The organism is Streptomyces sp. NPDC046985 (genome assembly GCF_040644415.1).
Classification (GTDB): domain Bacteria; phylum Actinomycetota; class Actinomycetes; order Streptomycetales; family Streptomycetaceae; genus Streptomyces.
The window spans coordinates 125846-148602 of sequence record NZ_JBEYWK010000002.1 but is presented as its reverse complement, the minus strand read 5'-3'; the positions used below and the strand labels follow the sequence as shown (position 1 = coordinate 148602).

Annotated in this window: 19 protein-coding genes, 1 pseudogene and 1 riboswitch; of the genes and pseudogenes, 9 read left to right on the top strand and 11 right to left on the bottom strand. The window is 74.7% G+C overall.

What is annotated here, in order from left to right; genetic code table 11:
- Nucleotides 1-41: 41 nt before the first annotated feature.
- The 3 genes from thiE to ABZ861_RS03255 all read right to left on the bottom strand — a co-directional run bounded on the left by thiE (nucleotide 42) and on the right by ABZ861_RS03255 (nucleotide 2958).
- Nucleotides 42-740 (bottom strand): thiamine phosphate synthase, encoded by a 699-nt coding sequence (gene thiE / locus ABZ861_RS03265; protein ID WP_361622813.1) that lies wholly within the window; start codon nucleotides 738-740, stop codon nucleotides 42-44.
- Nucleotides 741-1155: 415 nt separating this feature from the next.
- Nucleotides 1156-1521: an Rv2175c family DNA-binding protein gene (locus ABZ861_RS03260; RefSeq protein WP_361622810.1), complete on the bottom strand. Its 366-nt coding sequence runs from the start codon at nucleotides 1519-1521 to the stop codon at nucleotides 1156-1158.
- A gap of 207 nt (nucleotides 1522-1728) precedes the next feature.
- On the bottom strand, nucleotides 1729-2958 hold the full coding sequence (locus ABZ861_RS03255; protein ID WP_361622807.1) for an FAD-dependent oxidoreductase: 1230 nt from the start codon (nucleotides 2956-2958) through the stop codon (nucleotides 1729-1731).
- A gap of 556 nt (nucleotides 2959-3514) precedes the next feature.
- Nucleotides 3515-3626, top strand: a riboswitch (TPP riboswitch).
- On the opposite strand from ABZ861_RS03255, the gene thiO reads away from it, so the two are divergent.
- The 5 genes and pseudogenes from thiO to ABZ861_RS03230 all read left to right on the top strand — a co-directional run bounded on the left by thiO (nucleotide 3624) and on the right by ABZ861_RS03230 (nucleotide 9193).
- Nucleotides 3624-4787, top strand: coding sequence for a glycine oxidase ThiO (thiO, locus tag ABZ861_RS03250; RefSeq protein WP_361622804.1), 1164 nt, complete (start codon nucleotides 3624-3626; stop codon nucleotides 4785-4787). It overlaps the preceding riboswitch by 3 nt.
- Nucleotides 4784-4984: a sulfur carrier protein ThiS gene (gene thiS, locus ABZ861_RS03245; RefSeq protein ID WP_361622801.1), complete on the top strand. Its 201-nt coding sequence runs from the start codon at nucleotides 4784-4786 to the stop codon at nucleotides 4982-4984. The genes thiO and thiS overlap by 4 nt, the downstream gene beginning before the upstream one ends.
- A 3-nt stretch (nucleotides 4985-4987) precedes the next feature.
- A pseudogene (locus tag ABZ861_RS03240) lies at nucleotides 4988-5779 on the top strand (thiazole synthase); the annotation flags it as partial.
- Nucleotides 5780-6171: 392 nt separating this feature from the next.
- Nucleotides 6172-8100, top strand: coding sequence for a Stk1 family PASTA domain-containing Ser/Thr kinase (gene pknB / locus ABZ861_RS03235; protein ID WP_361622798.1), 1929 nt, complete (start codon nucleotides 6172-6174; stop codon nucleotides 8098-8100).
- A 250-nt stretch (nucleotides 8101-8350) separates the two neighbouring features.
- On the top strand, nucleotides 8351-9193 hold the full coding sequence (locus tag ABZ861_RS03230) for a deoxyribonuclease IV (RefSeq protein ID WP_361623610.1): 843 nt from the start codon (nucleotides 8351-8353) through the stop codon (nucleotides 9191-9193).
- A gap of 102 nt (nucleotides 9194-9295) precedes the next feature.
- On the opposite strand, the gene ABZ861_RS03225 is transcribed toward ABZ861_RS03230, so the two are convergent.
- Nucleotides 9296-9946 carry a sulfite oxidase-like oxidoreductase gene (locus tag ABZ861_RS03225; protein WP_361622795.1) on the bottom strand — a complete coding sequence of 217 codons (651 nt, stop codon included), beginning with the start codon at nucleotides 9944-9946 and terminating at the stop codon, nucleotides 9296-9298.
- 153 nt (nucleotides 9947-10099) lie between these two features.
- On the opposite strand from ABZ861_RS03225, the gene bfr reads away from it, so the two are divergent.
- Nucleotides 10100-10618: a bacterioferritin gene (gene bfr, locus ABZ861_RS03220; protein ID WP_361622792.1), complete on the top strand. Its 519-nt coding sequence runs from the start codon at nucleotides 10100-10102 to the stop codon at nucleotides 10616-10618.
- Between the two features lie 135 nt (nucleotides 10619-10753).
- Here the strand turns inward: bfr and ABZ861_RS03215 are convergent, their stop codons facing one another.
- Nucleotides 10754-11014, bottom strand: a complete 261-nt coding sequence (locus ABZ861_RS03215) for a (2Fe-2S)-binding protein (RefSeq protein ID WP_361622789.1) — start codon at nucleotides 11012-11014, stop codon at nucleotides 10754-10756.
- A 157-nt stretch (nucleotides 11015-11171) separates the two neighbouring features.
- Entirely contained in the window at nucleotides 11172-12527 is a 1356-nt protein-coding gene (locus ABZ861_RS03210) for a class II 3-deoxy-7-phosphoheptulonate synthase (protein WP_361623607.1), read from the bottom strand.
- Nucleotides 12528-12837: 310 nt separating this feature from the next.
- On the opposite strand from ABZ861_RS03210, the gene ABZ861_RS03205 reads away from it, so the two are divergent.
- Nucleotides 12838-14718: an anthranilate synthase family protein gene (locus ABZ861_RS03205; protein ID WP_361623604.1), complete on the top strand. Its 1881-nt coding sequence runs from the start codon at nucleotides 12838-12840 to the stop codon at nucleotides 14716-14718.
- 344 nt (nucleotides 14719-15062) lie between these two features.
- Here ABZ861_RS03205 and ABZ861_RS03200 read toward each other — a convergent pair whose 3' ends face one another.
- The 4 genes from ABZ861_RS03200 to ABZ861_RS03185 all read right to left on the bottom strand — a co-directional run bounded on the left by ABZ861_RS03200 (nucleotide 15063) and on the right by ABZ861_RS03185 (nucleotide 19300).
- Nucleotides 15063-16091, bottom strand: a complete 1029-nt coding sequence (locus tag ABZ861_RS03200; RefSeq protein ID WP_361622786.1) for a 6-phosphofructokinase — start codon at nucleotides 16089-16091, stop codon at nucleotides 15063-15065.
- Nucleotides 16092-16271: 180 nt separating this feature from the next.
- Entirely contained in the window at nucleotides 16272-16925 is a 654-nt protein-coding gene (locus ABZ861_RS03195) for a response regulator transcription factor (RefSeq protein WP_361623601.1), read from the bottom strand.
- Nucleotides 16926-17023: 98 nt separating this feature from the next.
- On the bottom strand, nucleotides 17024-18394 hold the full coding sequence (locus ABZ861_RS03190) for a DUF5931 domain-containing protein (protein WP_361622783.1): 1371 nt from the start codon (nucleotides 18392-18394) through the stop codon (nucleotides 17024-17026).
- Nucleotides 18395-18508: 114 nt separating this feature from the next.
- On the bottom strand, nucleotides 18509-19300 hold the full coding sequence (locus tag ABZ861_RS03185) for a lysophospholipid acyltransferase family protein (protein WP_361623598.1): 792 nt from the start codon (nucleotides 19298-19300) through the stop codon (nucleotides 18509-18511).
- A 353-nt stretch (nucleotides 19301-19653) separates the two neighbouring features.
- Between ABZ861_RS03185 and ABZ861_RS03180 the strand changes: the two genes are divergently transcribed.
- Nucleotides 19654-20433, top strand: a complete 780-nt coding sequence (locus tag ABZ861_RS03180; RefSeq protein ID WP_361622780.1) for an alpha/beta fold hydrolase — start codon at nucleotides 19654-19656, stop codon at nucleotides 20431-20433.
- A gap of 256 nt (nucleotides 20434-20689) precedes the next feature.
- Entirely contained in the window at nucleotides 20690-21289 is a 600-nt protein-coding gene (locus ABZ861_RS03175) for a hypothetical protein (protein ID WP_361623595.1), read from the top strand.
- A gap of 458 nt (nucleotides 21290-21747) precedes the next feature.
- On the opposite strand, the gene ABZ861_RS03170 is transcribed toward ABZ861_RS03175, so the two are convergent.
- Nucleotides 21748-22506 carry an endonuclease/exonuclease/phosphatase family protein gene (locus ABZ861_RS03170; RefSeq protein ID WP_361623592.1) on the bottom strand — a complete coding sequence of 253 codons (759 nt, stop codon included), beginning with the start codon at nucleotides 22504-22506 and terminating at the stop codon, nucleotides 21748-21750.
- Nucleotides 22507-22757: the final 251 nt, after the last annotated feature.

Sequence of the window (22757 nt, the reverse complement as noted above, 5' to 3'; positions counted from 1 at the left end):
CGGGCTCGCCGCCCGACCGGCCACAGCACTGGCCGCACTGGCTATCCCGCCTGCCGCAGCCGCTCGGCGAACTCCGCCGCGGCCGCCCCGGGGTCCTCGGCCGCGGTGATCGCCCGGACCACGACGACGCGCCGGGCGCCGGCGTCCAGGACCTCGTCCAGGGTGCCGAGGTCGACGCCCCCGATGGCGAACCAGGGCCGGTCGGTGCCGAGGGAGGCGGTGTACCGGACCAGCTCCAGACCGGGCGCGGGGCGGCCGGGCTTGGTGGGAGTGGGCCAGCAGGGGCCCGTGCAGAAGTAGTCGGCGCCCTCCTGGACCGCCGCCGCGGCGGCTTCCGGCTCGGCGTGCGTGGAGCGGCCGATCAGGACGTCGTCGCCGAGGATCGCCCGCGCCGCGGAGACGGGCAGATCGCCCTGGCCGAGGTGCAGCACGTCGGCGCGGGCGGCGTGGGCGACGTCCGCGCGGTCGTTGACCGCGAGCAGCCTGCCGTGCCGGGCGCAGGCGTCGGCGAACACCTCCAGGTGCTCCAGCTCCTCGGCCGCCTCCATGCCCTTGTCGCGGAGCTGCACGATGTCGACCCCGGCCGCCAGCACCGCGTCGAGGAACTCGGGCAGGTCGCCCTGGCGGGTGCGGGCGTCCGTGCACAGGTACAGGCGGGCGTCGGCGAGCCGGTCGCGAGCGGTACGGGCGGCGCGGGCGCCAGCGGTGTCGGTGTCGGCGGTATCGGCGGTATCGGGCATGGGTGGGCTCCCCCCGGAGTCAGTGCGTCATCGGTGCGGCGTCGGCGCCGCGTCGGGTGCGTTGCCGGTGCGGCGCCGACGCGGTGCGGCGCCGCACCGGCTGGAGAGGCGGTGCGGGAGCCGGTGAGCCGGGGCGTACGGGCGCGGCGGAAGAATCCGGGGCCGACCCGCACGCCCCAGGGAACCCCGCACGCCCCGAGGAACGGGGCCGACCCGTACGCCGAAGGAGCGGGAGCCAGCCCGTAGGGCCCGTAGGGGACGGATCGGGCGCCCGCCCGTACGGGAAGGAACCAGGGCCGACCCCTACGCCGGACGGGCGGTCGGCCAGGGCTTTCCCCTGTGAGCCTGCCGGGCTCGCGGCTCGGCCCCTGGCAACCCCCGCGCCCCCCACTTCGGGCCGTCCGGCGGCGGATCCTCAGACAGCCAGCGCCTGGGCGCGGCGCTTCACCTCCGTGCCGCGGTTCTCGCTCAGGGCCTGCGCGGGGGTGCCGGGCAGGGACGGGTCCGGGGTGAACAGCCACTCGATCATCTCTTCGACCGTGAAGCCGTCGTCCCTCAGCAGTGTCAGGGTCCCGGACAGGCCCTTGACGACCTTGTCCCCGTCGATGAAGGCGGCGGGGACGTACAGCGCGCGGTTCTCCCCCCGGCGCACGGCGACGAGCTGGCCTTCCTTGACTAGCTGCCGCACACGCGTCACCTCAACGCCGAGATGGTCGGCGATGTCGGGAAGGGTGAGCCAGGCGGGGACGAGCGCATCGATCTTCGCGTCATTCTCGGTCACGGGACAAGCCTGCCATCTGCCACCGACAGGAGGAAGTCGGGTCCGGCCACCCGGTGGCGCCGCGGCCCCTCCCGCCTCCCGACAGGAGGCCCGTACGCGGTATGCGGAGCGGCGGCGGGGGCGCCGGCTCACCTCTGGGCCATGTCCAAGCCACGTCCAGGCAGGGTCGTCAGATCGCTTCCAGGCGGAGGCGCCCGGCGGAGGCGCCTAAGCCGTCGCCGCCTTCAGCGGCCGGGCCGGGTCCGCCAGCAAGGCGGGGTCCATCAGCGCGCCCGCCTCGATGAGCCGTCTGCCCTGCGCCAGGTCCCGTGGCCGGCCGACCGCCAGCAGGGCGACGAGGCGACCCTCGCGCAGCCAGCAGACCGTCCAGGCCGGTCCGGACGGCTCGCCGCGCCAGACCGCGGCGTCGGCGCCGGTGTGGTGACCGGCGTACTGCACGAAGCGGCCGAACTGCTCGGACCAGAAATACGGCACCGGGTCGTAGACCGAGGGGGTGAGGCCGATCACGTTGGCGGCGACCGTGCGCGGTCCTTGCAGGGCGTTGTCCCAGTGGTGGACCAGCAGGCGCTCGCCGTACCGCGCGGAGGGGAAGGAGGCGCAGTCGCCGACCGCGTACACGTCCGGCGCGGACGTGCGCAGGCCGTCGTCGGCGAGCACCTCCCCGTGCTCGCCCAGCTCGATGCCGGAGCCGACGAGCCAGCCGGTGGCCGGGCGGGCGCCGATGCCGACGACCACGGCGCCCGCGGGCAGCCGCGAGCCGTCGTCGAGCACCACGGCGCCGGGCTCCACGTGCTCCACGCGCGCGTTCGTGCGCAACACGGCGCCGCTGTCGGCGTACCAGCCGGCCATCGGGGCGGCCGCCTCAGCGGGCAGCGCCCCGACGAGCGGCCGGTCGGCGGCCTCGACCACCGTGACGGCGCAGCCCGCCTCGCGTGCGGCGGTGGCGAACTCGGCGCCGATCCAGCCGGCGCCGACGACCACGACGTCGTGCTGCTCGGTGAGCACCGGCCGCAGCCGCTCGGCGTCGTCCAGGGTGCGCAGCAGGTGCACCCCGGGGGTGTCCTCGGCGCCCGGGAGGCGGATCGGTTCCGCGCCGGTGGCGAGGACGAGCGCGTCGTAGGGGACCGGTCCGTCGGAGGTGTCGAGCACATGGGCTTCGGCGCGGACGGCGAGCGCCTCGCAGCCGAGCCGCAGGTCGAGGCCGAGCGAGGCGAAGTCGATCTCGAACGCGGAGCCGTCCGCCTTGCCCAGCAGGACCGCCTTGGACAGCGGAGGCCGGTCGTAGGGCTGGTGGGGTTCGGCGCCGATGACGGTGACGTCGCCGGTGAAGCCCTGCTCGCGCAGGGCGACCGCGGTCTGCACGCCGGCCATGCCCGCGCCCGCGACGACCACGCGCCGCGGCTGTGACGTGCCGTGTTCCTGCGTCTGCTCGCTCACCCGATCACCATAGCCACCTGACGTACGGTCAGTCTGCGGCCCGGCAGGGTGACTCGCTGCACACCGGACCTGACGCCGCACCTGCTCCGCACGCGCTCGTACCGCTCCCCGCCCGCGACTCCCACGCCCTGCCCTCCCCCTGCCGCAGCCGCCCGCCGGGCGGTTCCGCCGCCGTCGGCACGCGGCGTCCCGGGGACGACGTGCCGCCGCGCCCGGACCGGAGGCGGCGGAAGCCGAGCGGCGGTCTCCCTGCCTCCTACCCCGCGGGCGACCGCGTACGTCGTCGCCGCCCGCGCGGGCGACCGCGTACGACGTCGCCGCCCGCACGGGCGGCCCGGATCCGCACGGCACGCGGGCGGCGCCACGCGGCACGGGCGGCTTCACGCGGCCAGCGCGGCTCCCATCGGCGCGCGCGGCGCCCTCGCGCGCGTGCGCCGCCGCTACGGGCGCGCTGCCCGGCGAGCGCTACGGGTGCTGCCCGGCGAGCCCGTGCTGTGGCCGGGAAGGCGTGCGCGCCGGTGAACTTTCGCGGACGCGGCACTAGGGTGGCTGCCGTACAAGCACTCGCGGGAGCCCGGACGCACCGGGCTGAGAGGGAGGCTGGCGGCCTCCGACCGTACGAACCTGATCCGGGTCATGCCGGCGAAGGGAGGGGCTGGACGCCCATGTCCTTGCCACGTACGTCAGACGTCCTCGTCATCGGGGGCGGGATCATCGGGCTGGTGACGGCCTGGCGCGCGGCGCAGCGCGGCCTGGTCACGGCCGTGGTGGACCCCGAGCCGGGCGGCGGGGCGGCGCTGGCGGCCGCCGGGATGCTGGCCGCCGTCACGGAGCTGCACCACGGCGAGCAGACGCTGCTCGGCCTGAACCTGGCCTCGGCCCGCCGCTACCCCGACTTCGCGGCCGAGCTGAGCGAGCTGACCGGGCACGATCTCGGCTACCGCCGCTGCGGCACGCTCGCCGTCGCCCTGGACGCCGACGACCGGGCCCATCTGCGGGAGGTGCACGACCTCCAGCGGGCCTCGGGTCTCGCGTCGCAGTGGCTGACGGGGCGGGAGTGCCGGCGCCTGGAGCCGATGCTGGCGCCGGGCGTGCGCGGCGGGCTCCGGGCCGACGGCGACCACCAGATCGATCCGCGGCGGCTCGCGGCCGCCCTGGTGACCGCCTGCGAGCGGGCCGGGGCGGTCTTCCACCGCTCCTGGGCCGACCGGCTCACGGTGGTACGGGACCGGGCCGCGGGCTGTGTGCTGCGGGACGGCGCCGTGCTGGAGGCGGGGCAGGTGGTGCTGGCCGGAGGGAGCCTCAGCGGGCGGCTCGCCGGGGTGCCGCGGGAGGTGCTGCCGCCGGTGCGGCCGGTGAAGGGGCAGGTGCTGCGGCTGACCGTGCCCCCGCGATACGCGCCGTTCCTTAGCCGGACCGTGCGGGCCGTGGTGCGCGGCAGCCACGTCTACCTGGTGCCGCGGCTGAGCGGCGAACTGGTCGTCGGGGCCACCAGCGAGGAGCTGGGCTGGGACACCACGGTGACGGCGGGCGGCGTGTACGGGCTGCTGCGCGACGCGCACGAGCTGGTGCCCGGCATCACCGAGCTGCCGCTGGCCGAGACCCGGGCCGGGCTGCGCCCCGGATCGCCGGACAACGCGCCGCTGCTCGGACCGACCGGTCTCGACGGGCTGCTGCTGGCCACCGGGCACCACCGCAACGGCGTGCTGCTCACCCCGGTCACCGGCGACGTCATGGCGCACGTCCTGACCTCCGGCGACCTGCCGGAAGAGGCCCGTCCGTTCACCCCGCGGCGCTTCGCCGCCGACCTCTCGGAGCAGCCGGCATGAACGTCTCCGTCAACGGCGAGCCCCGTGAGATCCCGCCCGGCACGGCTCTGGACGCGGTCGTGCGGAGCCTGACCGCGGCGCCCTCCGGAGTGGCCGCCGCCCTCAACGAGACCGTCGTCCCGCGCGCGCAGTGGCCGTCCACGCCCGTGGCCGACGGCGACCGCGTCGAAGTCCTGACCGCCGTACAGGGAGGCTGACCCATGGCCGACGATCCGCTGCTCCTGGGCGCCGCGTCCTTCGGCTCCCGACTGATCATGGGCACCGGCGGCGCCCCCAGCCTGGACGTGCTGGAACGGTCGCTGGCAGCCTCCGGCACGGAGCTGACCACGGTCGCGATGCGCCGGGTCGACCCCTCGGTGCACGGCTCGGTGCTCTCGGTGCTGGACCGGCTGGGCATCCGCGTGCTGCCCAACACGGCGGGCTGCTTCACCGCGGGCGAGGCGGTGCTCACCGCCCGCCTGGCGCGCGAGGCGCTGGGCACCGACCTGGTCAAACTGGAGGTCATCGCCGACGAGCGGACCCTGCTGCCGGACCCGATCGAGACGCTGGACGCGGCGGAGACGCTGGTCGACGACGGTTTCACGGTGCTGCCGTACACCAACGACGATCCCGTGCTCGCGCGCCGCCTCCAGGACGCGGGCTGCGCGGCGATCATGCCGCTGGGCTCGCCGATCGGCTCCGGCCTCGGCATCCGCAACCCGCACAACTTCGAGCTGATCGTCGAGCACGCGCGCGTGCCGGTGATCCTGGACGCGGGCGCCGGGACGGCCTCCGACGCGGCGCTCGCCATGGAGCTGGGCTGCGCGGGGGTGATGCTGGCCTCGGCGGTGACCCGGGCGCAGCACCCGGAGCGGATGGCCGAGGCGATGCGGCACGCGGTGACGGCGGGCCGACTGGCCTACGGGGCGGGACGCATCCCGAGGCGGCGCTTCGCCGAGGCGTCCTCGCCGACCGAGGGGCTGGCCCGGCTGGACCCGGAGCGGCCCGCCTTCCCGGACCCCGCCCTGGACCCGGCCTTGGAACCGGCTCATGGCCCGGCGACGGACCCGGCGACGACCTGATCGGGGGCCGCCCGCGGCCTGGCGGCGACCCCGGGCTCGTACATCCGGACGCTTCTGGTCCGCTTCCCGCTCACGGCCTGGCGGCGACCCCAGGCCCTCGTGCGTCCGAACCGCTTCCGGTCCGCTTCCCATCCGCCCCCCGCTCGCCTCCGGTCCACGTCCAGCGCGCGTTCGGGGGGTTTAGAGGGCGTTTTCCGTGCGTGATCCGGACGCGTCCGGGCCCCCTCCGGTAGGTGGGAGAAGCGTCACAGGTCTGCCCCAGTACCGCCGCTGGGCCCTGTCGACGAGCCTCTGTGTCGGTCCCGGCTCGTACACTCGCCAGCGTGGATACGCTTCAGGACCCTCTCGTCGGCCAGGTGCTCGACGGCCGGTATCGCGTCGACGCGCGGATCGCCGTCGGCGGGATGGCCACGGTGTACCGGGCCCTGGACACCCGTCTGGACCGCGTCCTCGCGCTCAAGGTGATGCACCCCTCGCTCGCGGCCGACGGCTCCTTCGTGGACCGGTTCATCCGGGAGGCGAAGTCGGTGGCCCGCCTGGACCACCCCAACGTGGTGCAGGTCTTCGACCAGGGCGCCGACGGCTCGTACGTCTACCTGGCCATGGAGTACGTGGCGGGCTGCACCCTGCGGGACGTGCTGCGCGAGCGGGGGGCGCTTCAGCCGCGCGCCGCGCTGGACATCATGGAGCCGGTGCTGGCCGCGCTCGGCGCCGCGCACCGGGCCGGGTTCGTGCACCGCGACATGAAGCCGGAGAACGTCCTGATCGGGGACGACGGCCGGGTCAAGGTCGCGGACTTCGGCCTGGTGCGGGGCGTGGACACGGTCACCCACACCACCGGCGCGATCCTCGGCACGGTCTCCTACCTCGCCCCGGAGCAGATCGAGCACGGCGCCGCCGACCCCCGGGCCGACGTGTACGCGTGCGGGGTCGTGCTGTACGAGATGCTGACCGGCGGCAAGCCGCACCAGGGCGACAGCCCCGCCCAGGTGCTCTACCAGCATCTGCACGAGGACGTGGCCGCCCCGTCCGCGGCCGTGCCGGGACTGGCGCCCGAGCTGGACGCGCTGGTCGCGGCGGCCGCCGCGCGCGTCCCGGACGCCCGCCCGCACGACGCGGTGGCGCTGCTGGCGCGGGTCCGCGAGGCGCGCGCCGGGCTGCGCCCGGAGCAACTGGACGCGTTCCCGCCGCAGGCTCTGGCCCCGGGGCACGACAACGCCCAGGACCGCACGAGCGTGCTGCCGCGCGCCCTCACGGCGATGCGGTCGCTGCCCGTCGACGGGGACGAGCCGCGGGCCGAGGACGCCCTCCACCGCACCAGCCTCCTGGAGAGCCCTCCGCCGGAGCCGCGTCGCCGGCGCCGCCGGACCCGGCGCGGGCCGCTGACCGCCGTCGTCGCCGCGCTGCTCGCCCTGGGCCTGGTCAGCGGCGTCTGGTACATCAACTCCGGGCAGTTCACCAAGGTCCCGCCGCTGCTGGCGAAGACCGAGGCGCAGGCCAGGCAGCGGCTGGGCTCGGCCGGTCTGGACGTGAAGGGCGTACGGCACGCCTACAGCGACACGGTCAAGCGCGGCACGGTGATCAGCACGGACCCGGGGGCCGGCCACCGGATCCGCAGCAACGACGCGGTGACCCTCACCCTCTCCGACGGGCCGGAGAAGGTGCGGGTGCCCGACCTGGCGGGCCGCTCGCTGGACGCGGCGCAGCAGGCGCTGAAGAAGGCCGGTCTGGAGCCGGGCATGGTCAGCCGGAGGTTCGACGAGGACGTGGAGGGCGGCGCCGTGGTCGGCACCGACCCGGCGCCGGGCGCCGAGCGGCACGCGGGGTCGGCGGTCGCGCTGGTCGTCAGCAAGGGCCGCCCGCTGGAGGTGCCCGACGTCACCGGCGAGGGCTCCGACGAGGCGACGTCCGACCTGAAGGACGCGGGCCTGAAGGTGCGCGTCGTCGACGAGCAGGTCACCTCCGACTACGACAAGGGGCAGGTCGCCCAGCAGACGCCGTCCGGCGGCGACGAGGCCGCCGAGGGCGACACGGTGACGCTGACGCTGTCCAAGGGACCGGAGATGGCCCAGGTCCCCGACGTGACCGGCGACAGCGTCGACGACGCGCATCGCACGCTGCGGAAGGCCGGCTTCCAGGCCGAGGACGACCGCGGCATCCTCGGGCTGTTCGGCGACACCGTGAAGCGGCAGTCGGTCGGCGGCGGCGACCAGGCGCCGAAGGGCTCGACGATAACGCTCACCATCAGGTGACCGCCGTTCCCGGCGAGCGACGCCGGGGGACGATCCCCGTGGGGCGGGACAACCCCTGCCGGGGGTATGAGACCGAGGTCCAGGGCCCGGTTCATGGCCCGGACCAGGGCCTCTGGTCATGATCGTTCCGGTCCCGTGACACCCTGAACGGGTGAGCAGCACGTCCTCCTCCGGCACACCCGACACGCCCGGCACACCCGATACGCCCGGCGCGCCCGCCTCCGGCGTCGCGGGCCGCGCCCGCAATCCGATCGGCGGCCACATCCCCGTCGCGGGCGGCCTGCACTCGGTGGGCCTGTCCTACGCCCGTGAGCTGAAGGCGGAGGCCGTACAGGTCTTCGTCGCCAACCCGCGCGGCTGGGCCACGCCGGCGGGCAGCCCGCGGCAGGACGAGGCGTTCCGCGCGGCCTGCGCCGAGGAGTCGGTCCCGGCCTACGTCCACGCGCCCTACCTGATCAACTTCGGCTCGCACACCGAGGCGACGGCCGAGCGCTCCGTCGTGTCGCTGCGGCACTCGCTGCGGCGCGGGCGGGAGATCGGCGCGCGGGGCGTGGTCGTGCACACGGGCAGCGCCACCGGCGGCCGGGAGCGGTCCGCCGCGCTGCGCCAGGTGCGCGAGCTGCTGCTGCCGCTGCTCGACGAGCTGACGCAGGACGACGACCCGTTCCTGCTGCTGGAGTCGACCGCCGGGCAAGGCGCCTCGCTGTGCGCGCGGATCTGGGACTTCGGGCCGTACTTCGAGGCGCTGGACGCCCATCCGAAGCTGGGCGTGTGCCTGGACACCTGCCACGTGTTCGCCGCCGGGCACGACCTGAGCGAACCGGACGGCGTGCACCGGACGCTGGACCAGTTGGCGGACACGGTGGGCGCGGACCGGCTGAAGCTGATCCACGCCAACGACTCCCAGGACGCGGCGGGCGCCCGCAAGGACCGGCACGCGAACATCGGCGCCGGCCGCATCGGCGAGGCGCCCTTCCGTGCGCTGATGACCCACCCGGCCACCGAGGGCGTGCCGCTGGTGATCGAGACACCGGGCGGCAGGGAGGGGCACGCGGCGGACGTGGAGCGGCTGAAGAAGCTCAGGGACGGCTGAGCGGGCGCGGCGCTGGGCGGCCCGTCACAGTTCGGGGCCGTCCCCTGCCGTCACAGTGCGGAGCCGTCCCCCGTCGTCACAGTTCGGGGCCGCTCCCCGCCGTCACAGTTCGGGGCCGTCCCCCGGGGTCTCCTGGTAGGAGTAGCGCTGCTCCTTCCAGGGGTCGCCGACGTTGTGGTAGCCGCGCTCCTCCCAGAAGCCGCGCCGGTCGGCGGTCATGTACTCCACCCCGCGCACCCACTTGGGCCCCTTCCAGGCGTACAGGTGCGGGACGACCAGGCGGAGCGGGAAGCCGTGCTCGGCGGTGAGCAGTTCCTCGTCCTTGTGGGTGGCGAACAGGGTGCGCTCGGAGACGAAGTCCGCGAGGCGGAGGTTGGAGCTGAAGCCATACTCCGCCCAGACCATCACGTGGGTGACGTCGGGGGCGGGCGGGGCGATGTCCAGGATGGTGCGGGCCGGAATGCCGCCCCATTCGGCGCCCAGCATGCTGAACTTCGTGACGCAGTGCAGGTCGGCCGTCACGGTGGCGTAGGGCAGGGCGGTGAACTCCTCGTGGGTCCAGCTCTGCTTCTCGCCGTCGGCGGTGGCCCCGAAGACCCGGAAGTCCCAGCGCTCGGGCCGGAACTTGGGCACCGGCCCGTAGTGCGTGACCGGCCAGCCGCGCTGGAGCCGCTGCCCCGGCGGCAGGTCCGCCGCTCCCCCTGTCCCTGCTCCCGACGCGTGTCCAGAGGCGCGTTCCACCGGCTGACCCATGTCTCCATCCTGACAGACCGGACGAGGTGCACCCGACAAGACAATCCGGCATATCCGTCACATCACATTAAGTGTGCACTTACTGGACACGGGCGAACGCCGGTGAGATCATCCGCGCTGTCAGGTCAGACCGCTTGGACGGAGTCCTCCGCGATGCAAGGCGACCCCGAGGTCATCGAACTGCTCAACGAACAGCTCACCGCCGAGCTGACCGCGATCAACCAGTACTTCCTGCACTCGAAGCTCCAGGACCACAAGGGGTGGACGAAGCTCGCCGAGTACACGCGGTGCGAGTCGTTCGACGAGATGCGGCACGCGGAGGTTCTGACCGACCGCATCCTGCTGCTCGACGGCCTTCCGAACTACCAGCGGCTCTTCCACGTGCAGGTCGGGGAGACGGTGAGCGAGATGTTCCGGGCCGACCGCCAGCTCGAGGCGGAGGCGGTCGACCGGCTGCGCCGGGGCGTGGACCTGATGCGCGCGAAGAACGACATCACCTCGGCGAACATCTTCGAGGCGATCCTCGCCGACGAGGAGCACCACATCGACTACCTGGACACCCAGTTGCACTTGATCGACAAGCTGGGCGAGGCGCTGTACCTCTCGACGGTCGTGATGCAGAGCCAGCCGGACGCCTCGGGCCCCGGCACCGGCGGGTTCTCGACGGCCTGAGCCCCGCCTGAGCACCGCCCGAGCACCGGCTGAGCAGCGTCTAAGCGCGCCGGAACACCGTCCGCCGGGCCGCCGGGCATCGTCTGAGCCCCCGTCCGCCGGACGCGGACGCCGAGCGCCGGCCGCCGGTCTGCTTTACGCGGCGTCCAGCGACCGCGCGCGATCCTCGGGCGCGGGCACGCCCGCTCCCGCCGCGAGCGGCGGGCGCCGCTGGTCGATCAGCTCGCGGCGGGGGCACGCGCCCCGGCCGAGCACGGCCTGGATGCGGCGCACGCAGCCCCCGCAGTCCGTGCCCGCCTTGCAGGCGGAGGCGATCTGGCGGGGCGTGCGGGCGCCGTTCTCCACGTGCTGCTTGACCTGCTGCTCGGTGACGCCGAAGCAACTGCACACGTACACGCTCGGTTCACCTCACGCCGGGGTCGGTTCACGGCGCCCCACCTGCTCGGTGAGGCAAACCTAACCTTACCCACGGGGCAGGGGCCGTGAAAGGGAAGGGGGCGCGGATCGCATGTGATCCGCGCCCCACTCCCGCGCCGGCGTCCCGGCGACCGCGTCACTGGTCCCGGTACATCTCCGCGACCAGGAAGGCGAGGTCCAGCGACTGGCTGCGGTTGAGCCGCGGGTCGCAGGCCGTCTCGTAGCGCTGGTGCAGGTCGTCGACGAAGATCTCGTCGCCGCCGCCCACGCACTCGGTGACGTCGTCGCCGGTCAGCTCCACGTGGATGCCGCCCGGGTGGGTGCCCAGCTCCTTGTGCACCTCGAAGAAGCCCTTGACCTCGTCCAGCACGTCGTCGAAGCGGCGGGTCTTGTGGCCGGAGGCCGCCTCGAAGGTGTTGCCGTGCATCGGGTCCGCGACCCACGCCACGGTGGCGTCGGAGGCCGTGACCTTCTCGACCAGCTCGGGCAGCTTGTCGCGGACCTTGTCCGCGCCCATCCGCACGATGAAAGTCAGCCGGCCCGGCTCGCGGTCCGGGTCCAGGCGCTCCACGTACCGCAGCGCCTCCTCGGCCGTCGTGCTCGGGCCGAGCTTGACGCCGATCGGGTTGCGGATCTTCGAGGCGAACTCGACGTGCGCGTGGTCGAGCTGCCGGGTGCGCTCACCGATCCAGACCATGTGGGCCGAGACGTCGTACAGCCGTCCCGTGCGCGAGTCGACCCGGGTCAGCGCCGACTCGTAGTCCAGCAGCAGCGCCTCGTGCGAGGCGAAGAACTCGACGGTCTTGAACTCCTCGGGGTCGGCGCCGCAGGCCCGCATGAAGTTCAGCGCGTCGTCGATCTCCCGGGCGAGCTGCTCGTAGCGCTGGCCGGACGGGGAGGACTTCACGAAGTCCTGGTTCCAGGCGTGCACCTGGCGCAGGTCCGCGTAGCCGCCGGTGGTGAAGGCGCGCACCAGGTTCAGCGTCGAGGCGGAGGCGTGGTACATCCGCTTCAGCCGCTCGGGGTCCGGAACGCGGGCCTTCTCGGTGAAGTCGAAGCCGTTGACGGAGTCGCCGCGGTAGGTCGGCAGGGTCACGCCGTCGCGGGTCTCGGTCGGCTTGGAGCGCGGCTTGGAGTACTGGCCGGCGATCCGGCCGACCTTCACGACCGGCACCGAGGCGGCGTACGTCAGCACGGCGCCCATCTGGAGCAGCGTCTTGAGCTTGGCGCGGATCTGATCCGCGCCCACGGCGTCGAAGGACTCCGCGCAGTCGCCGCCCTGGAGCAGGAACGCCTCTCCCTTGGCGACGGCGGCCATGCGGGAACGAAGCTGATCGCACTCGCCGGCGAAGACGAGGGGCGGATACGTCGACAGCTCCGCGGTCACTTCGCGCAGCGCCTCGGCATCCGGGTAGTCAGGCTGCTGCGCCGCGGGCAGGTCTCGCCAGGTCGCCTCGGCGGCGACGGCTCGGGAATCAGCGTTCACGGTCACATCGTCCACATTACGGGTTCCCCCGGCCGGTCCCTTCCCCAGCTCAGCACGTGAGACGGACGGTGCGCATCGCGGACAGCGCCGTGTCCGGCCGATGCGCTAGGGTGCGGGACATGCACGCGCGCCTTTCCCAGAACTGGTGGCGGACCGCTTCTCCGGCGGCCCGCTGACTGCGCGTACTCCCACACTTCGCGAAGGCCGCCCGAGGGGCGGCCTTCGGTGTGTGCGGCACCGGGGGGCGTTCCTCGACCCACATCGCGCTCGACGAGACGCGACGGAACGCTACGGAAGAGGACACCCCATGGACCCCGTGGACCTGGCACGCCTACCGGCCGATCCCCGCCCCTTCGCCCTGCTGCGGCGCCGCGCCCCCGGACACGACCACAACGCGGTCGAGGTGCTGCTCGGCCCTGTGCACACCTGCGACCGGCTGGCCGACCTGCCCGACGAGGGCCTCGCGCTGGTGCCCTTCCGGCAGATCCGCGAGCGCGGCTTCGACGCCCGCGACGACGGCGCGCCGCTCGCGGTCCTGGTCCCCGAGGAGCGGCACACGCTGCCGCTCGCCGAGGCGCTGGCGCAGTTGCCCGCGCACGAGGTGAGCGTGCGCAATGGCGGCTTCGACGTCGGCGACGAGGAGTACGCGGCGACCGTCGGGCGGGTGCTGCGCGAGGAGATCGGCGCGGGCGAGGGCGCGAACTTCGTCGTCCGGCGCTCCTACCGGGGGGAGATCCCCGGCTTCTCCCGGGCCGACGCCCTGGCGCTGTTCCGGCGGCTCCTGGAGGGCGAGCGCGGCGCGTACTGGACGTTCGCGGTGCACACCGGGGAGCGGACGCTGGTCGGCGCGAGCCCCGAGGTGCACGTGCGGATGTCCGGCGGGACGGTGGTGATGAACCCGATCAGCGGTACCTACCGCTATCCCGCCGAGGGCCCCTCCCCCGAGCACCTGCTCGGCTTCCTCGCCGACGGCAAGGAGATCGAGGAGCTGTCGATGGTCGTCGACGAGGAACTGAAGATGATGTGCACGGTCGGCGACCGGGGCGGGGTCGTGATCGGGCCGCGGCTGAAGGAGATGGCGCACCTCGCGCACACCGAGTACGAGCTGCGCGGCCGGTCCTCGCTCGACGTCCGCGAGGTGCTGCGGGAGACGATGTTCGCCGCAACGGTCACCGGGTCGCCGGTGCAGAACGCCTGCCGGGTGATCGCGCGGCACGAGGCCGGGGGTCGCGGCTACTACGGCGGCGCGCTGGCGCTGCTCGGCCGGGACTCCGGCGGCGCGCAGACCCTGGACTCCCCCATCCTGATCCGCACCGCGGACGTCGACGCGGCCGGGCGGCTGCGGGTCGACGTCGGCGCGACGCTGGTGCGCGGCTCCGATCCGGCGGGCGAGGTCGCCGAGACGCACGCGAAGGCGGCGGCCGTGCTGACGGCGCTGGGCGTGCGGCCCGGACGGCCGCGGGCCGAGCGGGCCCGGCCCCGGCTCGCCGACGACCCGCGGGTGCGGGCCGCCCTGGACGGGCGGCGGTCCTCGCTGGCCCCGTTCTGGCTGCGCATGCGGCAGCCCGCGCGGACGCTTCAGGGCCATGCCCTGGTCGTCGACGGCGAGGACGCCTTCACCGCGATGCTCGCCCATGTGCTGCGTTCGTCCGGCCTCGGCGTGACCGTCCGCCGCTACGACGAGGCCAGGCTGCGGCAGGCGGTGCTCGCGCACCGCGGACCGGTCGTGATCGGGCCGGGCCCCGGCGACCCGGCGGACCTCGCCGACCCGAAGATGCGGCTGCTGCGCGCGCTGGCCGCCGAAACGCTCGCCGGGCACCGGCACGGGGTGCTCGGCGTCTGCCTGGGACACGAGCTGATCGCGGCCGAGCTGGGCTTGGAGATCGTCCGCAAGCGGGTGCCGTACCAGGGCGCCCAGACGGAGGTCGACCTGTTCGGGCGCACCGAGACCGTCGGCTTCTACAACAGCTTCACGGCGCGCTGCGACGACGAGGCGGCCGCCGAACTGGCCGCGCACGGCGTCGAGGTCAGCCGCGGCGCGGACGGCGAGGTGCACGCGCTGCGCGGGCCCGGCTTCGCGGGGGTGCAGTTCCACCCGGAGTCGGTGCTGACGCTGAACGGCGCCGCGATCCTGACCGAGCTGATGGGCCTACTCAGCGGGACTGGCGCGGTCTGCGAGCGCCGGCCGGCGCGGTAGCCGAGGCCGTCGGACGCCGCCGGGGATCCATAAGACGCCGGGCGCTGCGGCGCCGCCGAGGGTCCCAGAGACATCAGGTGCCACGGCGCCGCCGGGGGTCCCGAAAACGCCGCGGCGCCGCCGGGAATCCCGAAGACGCCGGGTGCCGCGGCGGCGCCGGGAATCCTGGAGACGCCGGGCCCCGCGGCGCCGCCGGGGAACTTCCGAAGGCGTCGCGCGCCGCCGCGCCGCCCGGGATCCGCCGGACGGCGCCGCCGGTGCGGTGCGCCTGCCGCCATCCCCTTCCCGAGCCCTTCCCGCACCCTTACCGCGCCGTTCGTCCGGCGCCGCCCGCCGGGCGCGGGTCAGCCGAAGAAGACGCCGGCCTCCTCGTACAGCTTCGGGTCGACCGTCTTCAGGGTCGCGGTGGCCTCCGCGATCGGGACGCGCACGATGTCGGTGCCGCGCAGGGCGACCATCTTGCCGAAGTCGCCGTCGTGCACGCAGTCGACGGCGTGCAGCCCGAAGCGGGTGGCGAGCCAGCGGTCGAAGGCGCTGGGCGTGCCGCCGCGCTGGATGTGCCCGAGGACGGTGGTCCGCGCCTCCTTCCCGGTGCGCCGCTCTATCTCCTTGGCCAGCCACTCGCCCACCCCGGACAGCCGCACGTGCCCGAAGGAGTCCTGCGAGGCGTCCTTCAGGACCATCTCGCCGTCCCGGGGCGTCGCGCCCTCGGCGACGACCACGATCGGCGCGTACGACGCCTGGAAGCGGGAGGCGATCCAGGCGCACACCTGGTCGACGTCGAAGCGCTGCTCGGGGATGAGGATGACGTTCGCGCCGCCGGCCAGCCCGGAGTGCAGGGCGATCCAGCCGGCGTGCCGGCCCATCACCTCGCAGACCAGGACACGCATGTGGGACTCGGCGGTGGTGTGCAGGCGGTCGATGGCCTCGGTGGCGATGCCCACCGCGGTGTCGAAGCCGAAGGTGTAGTCGGTGGCGGACAGGTCGTTGTCGATGGTCTTGGGCACGCCGACGCAGGGCACGCCGTGCTCCTCGCTGAGCCGCGCGGCCACCCCGAGGGTGTCCTCGCCGCCCACCGCGATGAGCGCCTGGACCTCGTGCTTGGCGAGGTTCTCCTTGATCCGGCAGACGCCGTCGGGCCGCTTCAGCGGGTTGGTGCGCGAGGAGCCGAGGATGGTGCCGCCGCGGGGCAGGATGCCGCGCACGGCGGGGATGTCGAGGGGGACGGCGTCGTTCTCCAGGGGGCCCCGCCAGCCGTCCCGGAAGCCTACGAAGTCGTAGCCGTACTCCTGCACGCCCTTGCGGACGACGCCTCGGATGACGGCGTTGAGCCCGGGGCAGTCGCCGCCTCCGGTCAGTACTCCGATCCGCATGGAAGATCCCTTCGCCGCGGTTGCCTGAAGCGGCTCACGCTACTGGCGGCGCGGGGCGTTCCGGCATGGGCGGGACGGTCAATTCCCGTGCAATGGCGGACAGTTGATCAGCAAGCGCTCGGCACGCCCGCGAGCGGGACGCCCGCCGAGGGGAGGGTCCAGTGCTGTGGCCGGGCGCGGCTACTCGCCGTCGAGTCCGCGCTCGATGGCGTAGCGGACCAGCTCGACGCGGTTGTGCAGGTGCAGCTTGCCGAGGGTGTTCTGCACGTGGTTCTGCACCGTGCGGTGGGAGATGACCAGGCGTTCGGCGATCTGCTTGTAGCTCAGGCCCTTGGCGACCAGGCGCAGCACCTCGGTCTCGCGCTCGGTGAGCCGGGGGGCCGCGGGCCCGCTCCCGGCGGCCGTGACGCCCGTGACCGGCTCGGCGGCGAGGCGCCGGTACTCGCCCAGGACCAGCCCGGCCAGGCCCGGGGTGAACACCGGGTCGCCCACGGCCGTCCTCCGCACCGCGTCCAGGAGTTCCTCCGTGGAGGCCGACTTCAGCAGGTAGCCGGTGGCGCCGGACTTCACCGCCTCCAGGACGTCGGCGTGCTCGCCGCTGGCGGAGAGCACCAGCACCCGCAGCGCCGGGTCGGCGCCGACGAGTTCCTTGCAGACCTGGACGCCGGGCTTGGCCGGCAGGTTCAGGTCGAGGACCAGCACGTCGGGGCCCGCCGCCTTGGCGCGGCGCACCGCCTGCGCGCCGTCCCCCGCGGTGGCGACCACCTCGAAACCGGCCTCGGCCAGGTCCCGGGCGACGGCGTCCCGCCACATCGGGTGATCGTCGACCACCATGACCCGCACGGGGCCGTCCGGTTCCCGGCGCCCGTCCGCCGCGGGCGCCGTGCGGGGCGTCCGCGGCGCCTGCGCCGCTCGCGTGGGCTGCGTCGTGCTCATCGCCTGCTCGTCCTCCCCCGCGCCCGCGCCGCGGCGGCGCCGTCCGCGTCGGCGCCGTCCGGCCGGTTCGTCTTGTTCGTGCTCCGCGCGCTCTGCGTGCCCTGCGTGCTTTCGGCGGCTGTCGTGCCCGCGGCGCCTTTCGGCGCCTTCAGCTCGACCTCGGCGCCCTGGCCCGGCACCGAGATCAGCTCGGCGCTGCCGCCGATGTCGCGCAGCCTGCCGCGGATCGACTGGGCGACGCCGAGCCGGCCCTCGACCTCGGCCTCGGCGAGCCGCCCCTCCGGGATGCCGGGCCCGTCGTCCCGCACGGTCACCAGGACGCGGTCCGGCTCGTCCTCGACCAGGATCCAGGCCCGCGCGTCCGGGCCCGCGTGCCGCCGGACGTTGTCCAGGGCCGCGCCCACGGCCGCCGCCACCTCCCGTGCCGCGGCGGACGGCAGCGGCACCGGGGCGCCCGGTTCGGCGAGGCTGACCCGGGCCCCGGCATAGGGGGCGAGAAGGGCGCGCAGGTCGGTGGCCGCGCCCTCGTCGCTCTTGTCGCGCTCGTCACCGTCGCCGCCTACGGGGCCCTCGGCGCCCTCGTCTACGAGGCGGACGACCGCGCCGTCGGCCGCGTCCTCCGAGACCCGGGAGACGGGGACGAGGCCGCCGGAGACCAGGGTGCGCAGCGCCGCCTCCTGCTCGCCCGCCATCCGCCCCAGCTCGGCCGCCTCCCCGCCGATGACCGCGCCGCGCCGCTGCACCATGGCCAGCACCTGGAGCACGCCGTCGTGGATGTCGCGGGCCAGCCGCTCCCGCTCCCTGGTCGCGGCCTCGATCTCCAGGGCGCGGGCGAGGGTGCGCTCGGAGGCGCGGGCGACCTCGACGACGTAGCCGATGGCGATGGCAGCGACCCAGACCAGGATCACGTTGTGCACGGTGTCCCGGGCCGGGGAGCCGCGCTCGACCAGGTTGGCGAGGGCGACCGCGGTGGACGCGGCGGCGGCCCAGCGCCACCCGCCCTTGAGCGCGAAGGCGAGCACGGAACCGGCGGTCCAGATCGATGGCAGCGTGGGGCCGCCGCCCGCGATCCGCGCCGGGGCGTCCGCGAGCGGCGTCAGGAGGATGCCCGTCGCGGCCAGCGCCAGGTCGGCGGCGAGGAACCGCCGGGTGCAGCGCGCGGCGCCCGCGACCCGGGGCAGGGTGGCCATGGTCCACGCGAACAGCACGCCGTAGTAGCCGACGGCGATCCAGGGGCGGGGGAAGCGGTCGTAGGCGGTGGCGAACAGGCCGACCGCGTAGCACACGGCCAGCACCCGGTACGCGGTCAGCGCGCGCCACAGCGGCTGCTCGACCGACATCCTCATGACACGCTCGCGCCTGGCCATGCCTCCCCCTGTCCCGGCCTGTCCCGGGCGGCGCCCCGGGTGTCCGCGGCGCCGTCCTTCACGTGTCCAGCGCGGATCCGGCGCGGCTCCGGCCCGGATCCGCGGCGCGGGCGGCTACTCCGCGCCCTGGTCCCCGCCGGGCTGCTGCTGCACGACCGGCCCCTTGCCGACCGGCTCCCTGCCAGCCTGGGCGAGTGCGGCCTTGGCCGCCTTCTCCGCTTCCTTCTCGGCCTTCGCCGCCTCCGTCATCTGCCGCTTGGCAGCGGTCGCGTAGACGTCGACGTACTCCTGGCCGGACAGCTTCATGATCTCGTACATGACCTCGTCGGTCAGCGCGCGCAGCACGAAGCGGTCGTGCTCCATGCCCCGGTAGCGGCTGAAGTCCAGCGGCCGGCCGATCCGGATGCCCGGACGCATCAGCTTGGGGACGACCTTCCCCGGGGGCTGGATCTTCTCCGTGTCGATCATGGCGACCGGGATCACGGGCGCCCCGGTGGCCAGCGTCACGCGCGCCAGACCGCCCGGCTTGCCCCGGTACAGGCGGCCGTCGGGCGAGCGGGTGCCCTCGGGATAGATCCCGAAGAGCTCGCCGCGCTCCAGCACCTGTATGCCGCTCTGCACCGCCGCCTCGCCCGCGCCGCGCGCCCCGGAGCGGTCCACGGGCAGTTGGCCGACGCCCTTGAAGAACGCGGCGGTCATCCGCCCCTTCACCCCGGGCGTGGTGAAGTACTCGGCTTTCGCGATGAAGGTGACTTTGCGGTCGAGCATCACGGGGAGAAAGAACGAGTCAGAGAACGACAGGTGATTGCTCGCCAGGACGGCGGCGCCCTCGGCCGGGATGTTCTCCAGGCCCTCCACCCAGGGCCGGAAGGCGAGCTTGAGCGGCGCCCCGATGGCGACCTTCATCGTGCCGTAGAACAACGGAGTGCCTCCTGTGTGTGTCGGTCAGACCATAACCCGCGACGGCGCCGAAGGGGCCGACGGCCCTGGTCGGTGTCCGTGCCGTCGCGTACGGTGAAGTACCCGCGATCGGCGGCTGTGTGCCGTCGGCGCAGCCGCGCCCCACCGCACCGAGCCGCCCCAGCGCACCGAGCCGCCCCGCCGCACCACACCGAGCCGCCCCGCCCCGCCCCGTCAGCGATCCGCCCCTCATCGACGAGCCCTGTCTCCGCCTCCCCCCACCGAGCGTCCCGCGCTGGGTGAGCGTCTCTCAGCGTCTCTCTATGTCCCTTGGCCCACTTCACGAACAGGAGACCGACGTGCCGGTCCTCCCCGGAGCCGAACCGTTCCGCCACGAGGGCGGCGAGGTCGGCGTCCTCCTCTGCCACGGCTTCACCGGATGCCCCCAGTCGCTGCGCCCCTGGGCCGGACGTCTGGCCGAGCGCGGCCTGACGGTCTCGCTGCCGCTGCTGCCCGGACACGGGACGCGCTGGGAGGACCTCCAGGTCACCGGCTGGCAGGACTGGTACGCGGAGGTGGACCGCGAGCTGCGCGCCCTGACCGAGCGGTGCGCGCGGGTCTTCGTGGCGGGACTGTCCATGGGCGGCGCGCTGGCCCTGCGGCTGGCCGCGAAGCACGGGGACGCGGTCGCCGGGGTGATGGCGGTCAACCCGGCGAACAAGGTGCACGGCCTGGCCGGCCGCGCCCTGCCGGTGGCCCGGCACCTGGTGCGGAGCACGAAGGGGATCGCCAGCGACATCGCTCTCGAGGGGGCCGCCGAGCTGGGCTACGACCGGGTGCCCCTGCACGCCGCGCACTCGCTGCGGAACTTCCTCCGGCTGGTCGACGGCGAGCTTCCGCAGGTCACGCAGCCGCTGCTGCTGATGCACAGCCCCCAGGACCATGTGGTGCCGCCGGTCGACTCGGCCCGGATCCTCGGCCGCGTCTCCTCGCTGGACGTCACCGAGGTGCTGCTGGAACACAGCTACCACGTCGCGACGTTGGACAACGATGCGGACCGGATCTTCGAGGAGAGCTACGCCTTCGTCGCCCGGCTCGCCCCGAGTGTCGGCAAGGAAGGGACGGCCGCAGGTGGCTGAGCAGGACGCGGGCCGCGAGGACCGGGAGAACCGCGAGCCGACGGAGCCGGTGCGGCCGGCCGAGCCCGCCGCCTCCGCGGAGCCGCCCGGTGCCGCCGAGGCCGCCGCCTCCGCCGAGCCCGGCGCCTTCGCGGAGCCCGGTGCCTCTGCGGAGCCCGGTCCCTCTGCGGAGCCCGGTGCCGCCGAGCCCGGCGCCTCCGCCGAGGCCGCCGCCGCTGAGGCCGCTTCGGGCGAGCCGGTGCGGCCGGGCGAGCCGGTGGGGCCGGCGGCGGAGCGGAGCGGACCCGGCGGCCGGGACGGCCGTCCGGGCGGGGGCGCCGCCCCGCTCGACGAGGCGGCCGCCTGGGCGGCGATCGTCGCCGGCTACGGCGATGAGCCGCCGGACCCGCCAGGCACGAGGCCGTACCGGCCGATCGAGGATCTGGCGCTGCCGGACCTGCCGGACGGCGCCGACGGACGCTCCGGCGCGGAGCGGAAGCAGACGGAGAAGCCGCCTCCGGCCAAGCCGCTGGGCAGCTCGGTGTCGTTCGCGCCCGGCGTCGCGCGGCCCGGCACGGGTCCGCGCGACCATACGCCGCGCGAGTCGTCGGGCGCTGAGGAGGACGACGCAGACCACTTCGTCCCGCCCGAGCCGCCGCCGCTGCCCGAGGCGGACGCCACCGCGAAGTTCGCCTGGCTGGGGGTGGTCGGCGGTCCCGTCCTGCTCCTGCTGGCCGTCCTGCTCGGCTGGGAGATGACCTGGTGGCTGACCACGCTGTGCGTCGGCGGCTTCCTCGGCGGCGTCGTGACCCTGGTGGCCCGCATGAACCCGGGCGACGACGAGGACGACGACCCTGGACGGGGTGCCGTGGTGTAGCGGCGGGGGGGGCGGGCGCCGGCTGAGCCGCGTCGCCGCACTCCGTCGCCGCCGCACCGGAACCCACCGGTCCGCTGTCGCGGGCGGCCGGGCCGGGCGGACCCGCGGAGCGTCCCCGGCGTGCGCCCGGAACGCGGACGCCGCCACGTAGGGGCGACCCTCGGCGCACTTGGTGCTGCGGCGGGAAGGATCCGCCGGAAAGCTCGCGGCATCCGGCGTCCGGCGCTCCACGTCCAGCGCGGCGCGTCGCACGGCGGAGCACCGCCCGCGCACGGGACGTACCCGGGAAGCGCGCCCACACGGCGACGCGCCATGCCAGGCGTCGCACGCCGGTGAGACGTCCGGTGCGGCGCCTCGCGCGGCGGAGCACCGCCTCCGTACGGGACGGACGTGCCCGGGAAGCGCGATCACGCGCCAAGGCACCGCGCCCCCGTGAGACCGTCCGCCCACCGCACTGGCTAGGCAGCCGCCGGAATCCTCACCGCCGCCAGGACCGGCAGGTGGTCTGTGGCCGCCGTCAGGTCCAGGGCGGCGATCCCCGGGGCGTCCACGGGCACGCCGCAGCCCAGGATCTCGACGCCCGGGGTGGCGAAGATCGCGTCGATGCGCCGGTGCGGGGCGGCGGAGGTCCAGGTGTGCTCGCCGCCCCGGGGTGCGGCGGCCCAGGCGTCCTGGAAGGCGCCGGCCAGGCGCTGGAACGTCGGTCCCTGCGGCCCCTCGTTCAGGTCGCCGCCCGCGAGCGCGTGCTCCACGCCCAGCCCGGCCAGCCGGTCGAGCAGCAGACCGCCCTGCGCGCGGCGCTCGTCCCCGTCGAGCGAGAGATGGCAGGAGAGCACCCCGAGCCGGGCCCCGCCGAAGCGGACGACGGCGGTGGCGAAGCCCCGCCGGTGCAGGCCCGGGGTGAGCGGCAGCAGCACGTCCTCGGTCCGCTCGACCACGGCCCGCATCGAGCAGAGCACCGCCGGGCCCGCGGCCGTGGCGCCGCCGGTGAGCACCACCAGGTCCGACGCCGCCGCCAGCCGGGCCAGCTTCTTGCGCCAGCGGAAGAACCGGGGCGCCTCCTGGAGCAGGACGAGATCGGGCGCGCAGGCGCGGATCACCCGGGCGAGGGCGTCCGTGTCGTCGCGCATCGAGCGGATGTTGTACGACAGGACGCGGACCACGGCGGAACCGTCCGGCTCGGTACGGGAGTTGGGCAGCAGCATGACGATCAACATACGCCCGCGCAGGCCCAGGTCACGGACCCCCATGCGCGCCCGTACGACGGCTGCCAGTCGGCTCACGCGGCGTCCGGGCGGCAGCCGCCCGTCCCCAGGACGGGGATGCGACGGCCGGAAAACGCCAGCACCCACCGCCCCGACCGGAACGCGCCAGCACCCACCGCCCCGGCCGAAAAGCGCAAGCGCCCACTGCCTCAACCGGAAAGCGCCAGCGCCCACCACCTCGACCGGAACGCGCCAGCGCCCCC

Bases quoted from the DNA above. Each gene is read 5' to 3' on its own strand.
- bfr (WP_361622792.1), top strand. From the start codon at position 10,100: ATGCAAGGCGACCCCGAGGTCATCGAACTGCTCAACGAACAGCTCACC.
- ABZ861_RS03185 (WP_361623598.1), bottom strand. From the start codon at position 19,300: ATGAAGGTCGCCATCGGGGCGCCGCTCAAGCTCGCCTTCCGGCCCTGG.
- ABZ861_RS03225 (WP_361622795.1), bottom strand. From the start codon at position 9,946: ATGGGTCAGCCGGTGGAACGCGCCTCTGGACACGCGTCGGGAGCAGGG.
- ABZ861_RS03190 (WP_361622783.1), bottom strand. From the start codon at position 18,394: ATGGCCAGGCGCGAGCGTGTCATGAGGATGTCGGTCGAGCAGCCGCTG.
- ABZ861_RS03195 (WP_361623601.1), bottom strand. From the start codon at position 16,925: ATGGTGGTCGACGATCACCCGATGTGGCGGGACGCCGTCGCCCGGGAC.
- ABZ861_RS03170 (WP_361623592.1), bottom strand. From the start codon at position 22,506: ATGTTGATCGTCATGCTGCTGCCCAACTCCCGTACCGAGCCGGACGGT.
- thiE (WP_361622813.1), bottom strand. From the start codon at position 740: ATGCCCGATACCGCCGATACCGCCGACACCGACACCGCTGGCGCCCGC.
- ABZ861_RS03200 (WP_361622786.1), bottom strand. From the start codon at position 16,091: ATGCGGATCGGAGTACTGACCGGAGGCGGCGACTGCCCCGGGCTCAAC.
- thiS (WP_361622801.1), top strand. From the start codon at position 4,784: ATGAACGTCTCCGTCAACGGCGAGCCCCGTGAGATCCCGCCCGGCACG.
- thiO (WP_361622804.1), top strand. From the start codon at position 3,624: ATGTCCTTGCCACGTACGTCAGACGTCCTCGTCATCGGGGGCGGGATC.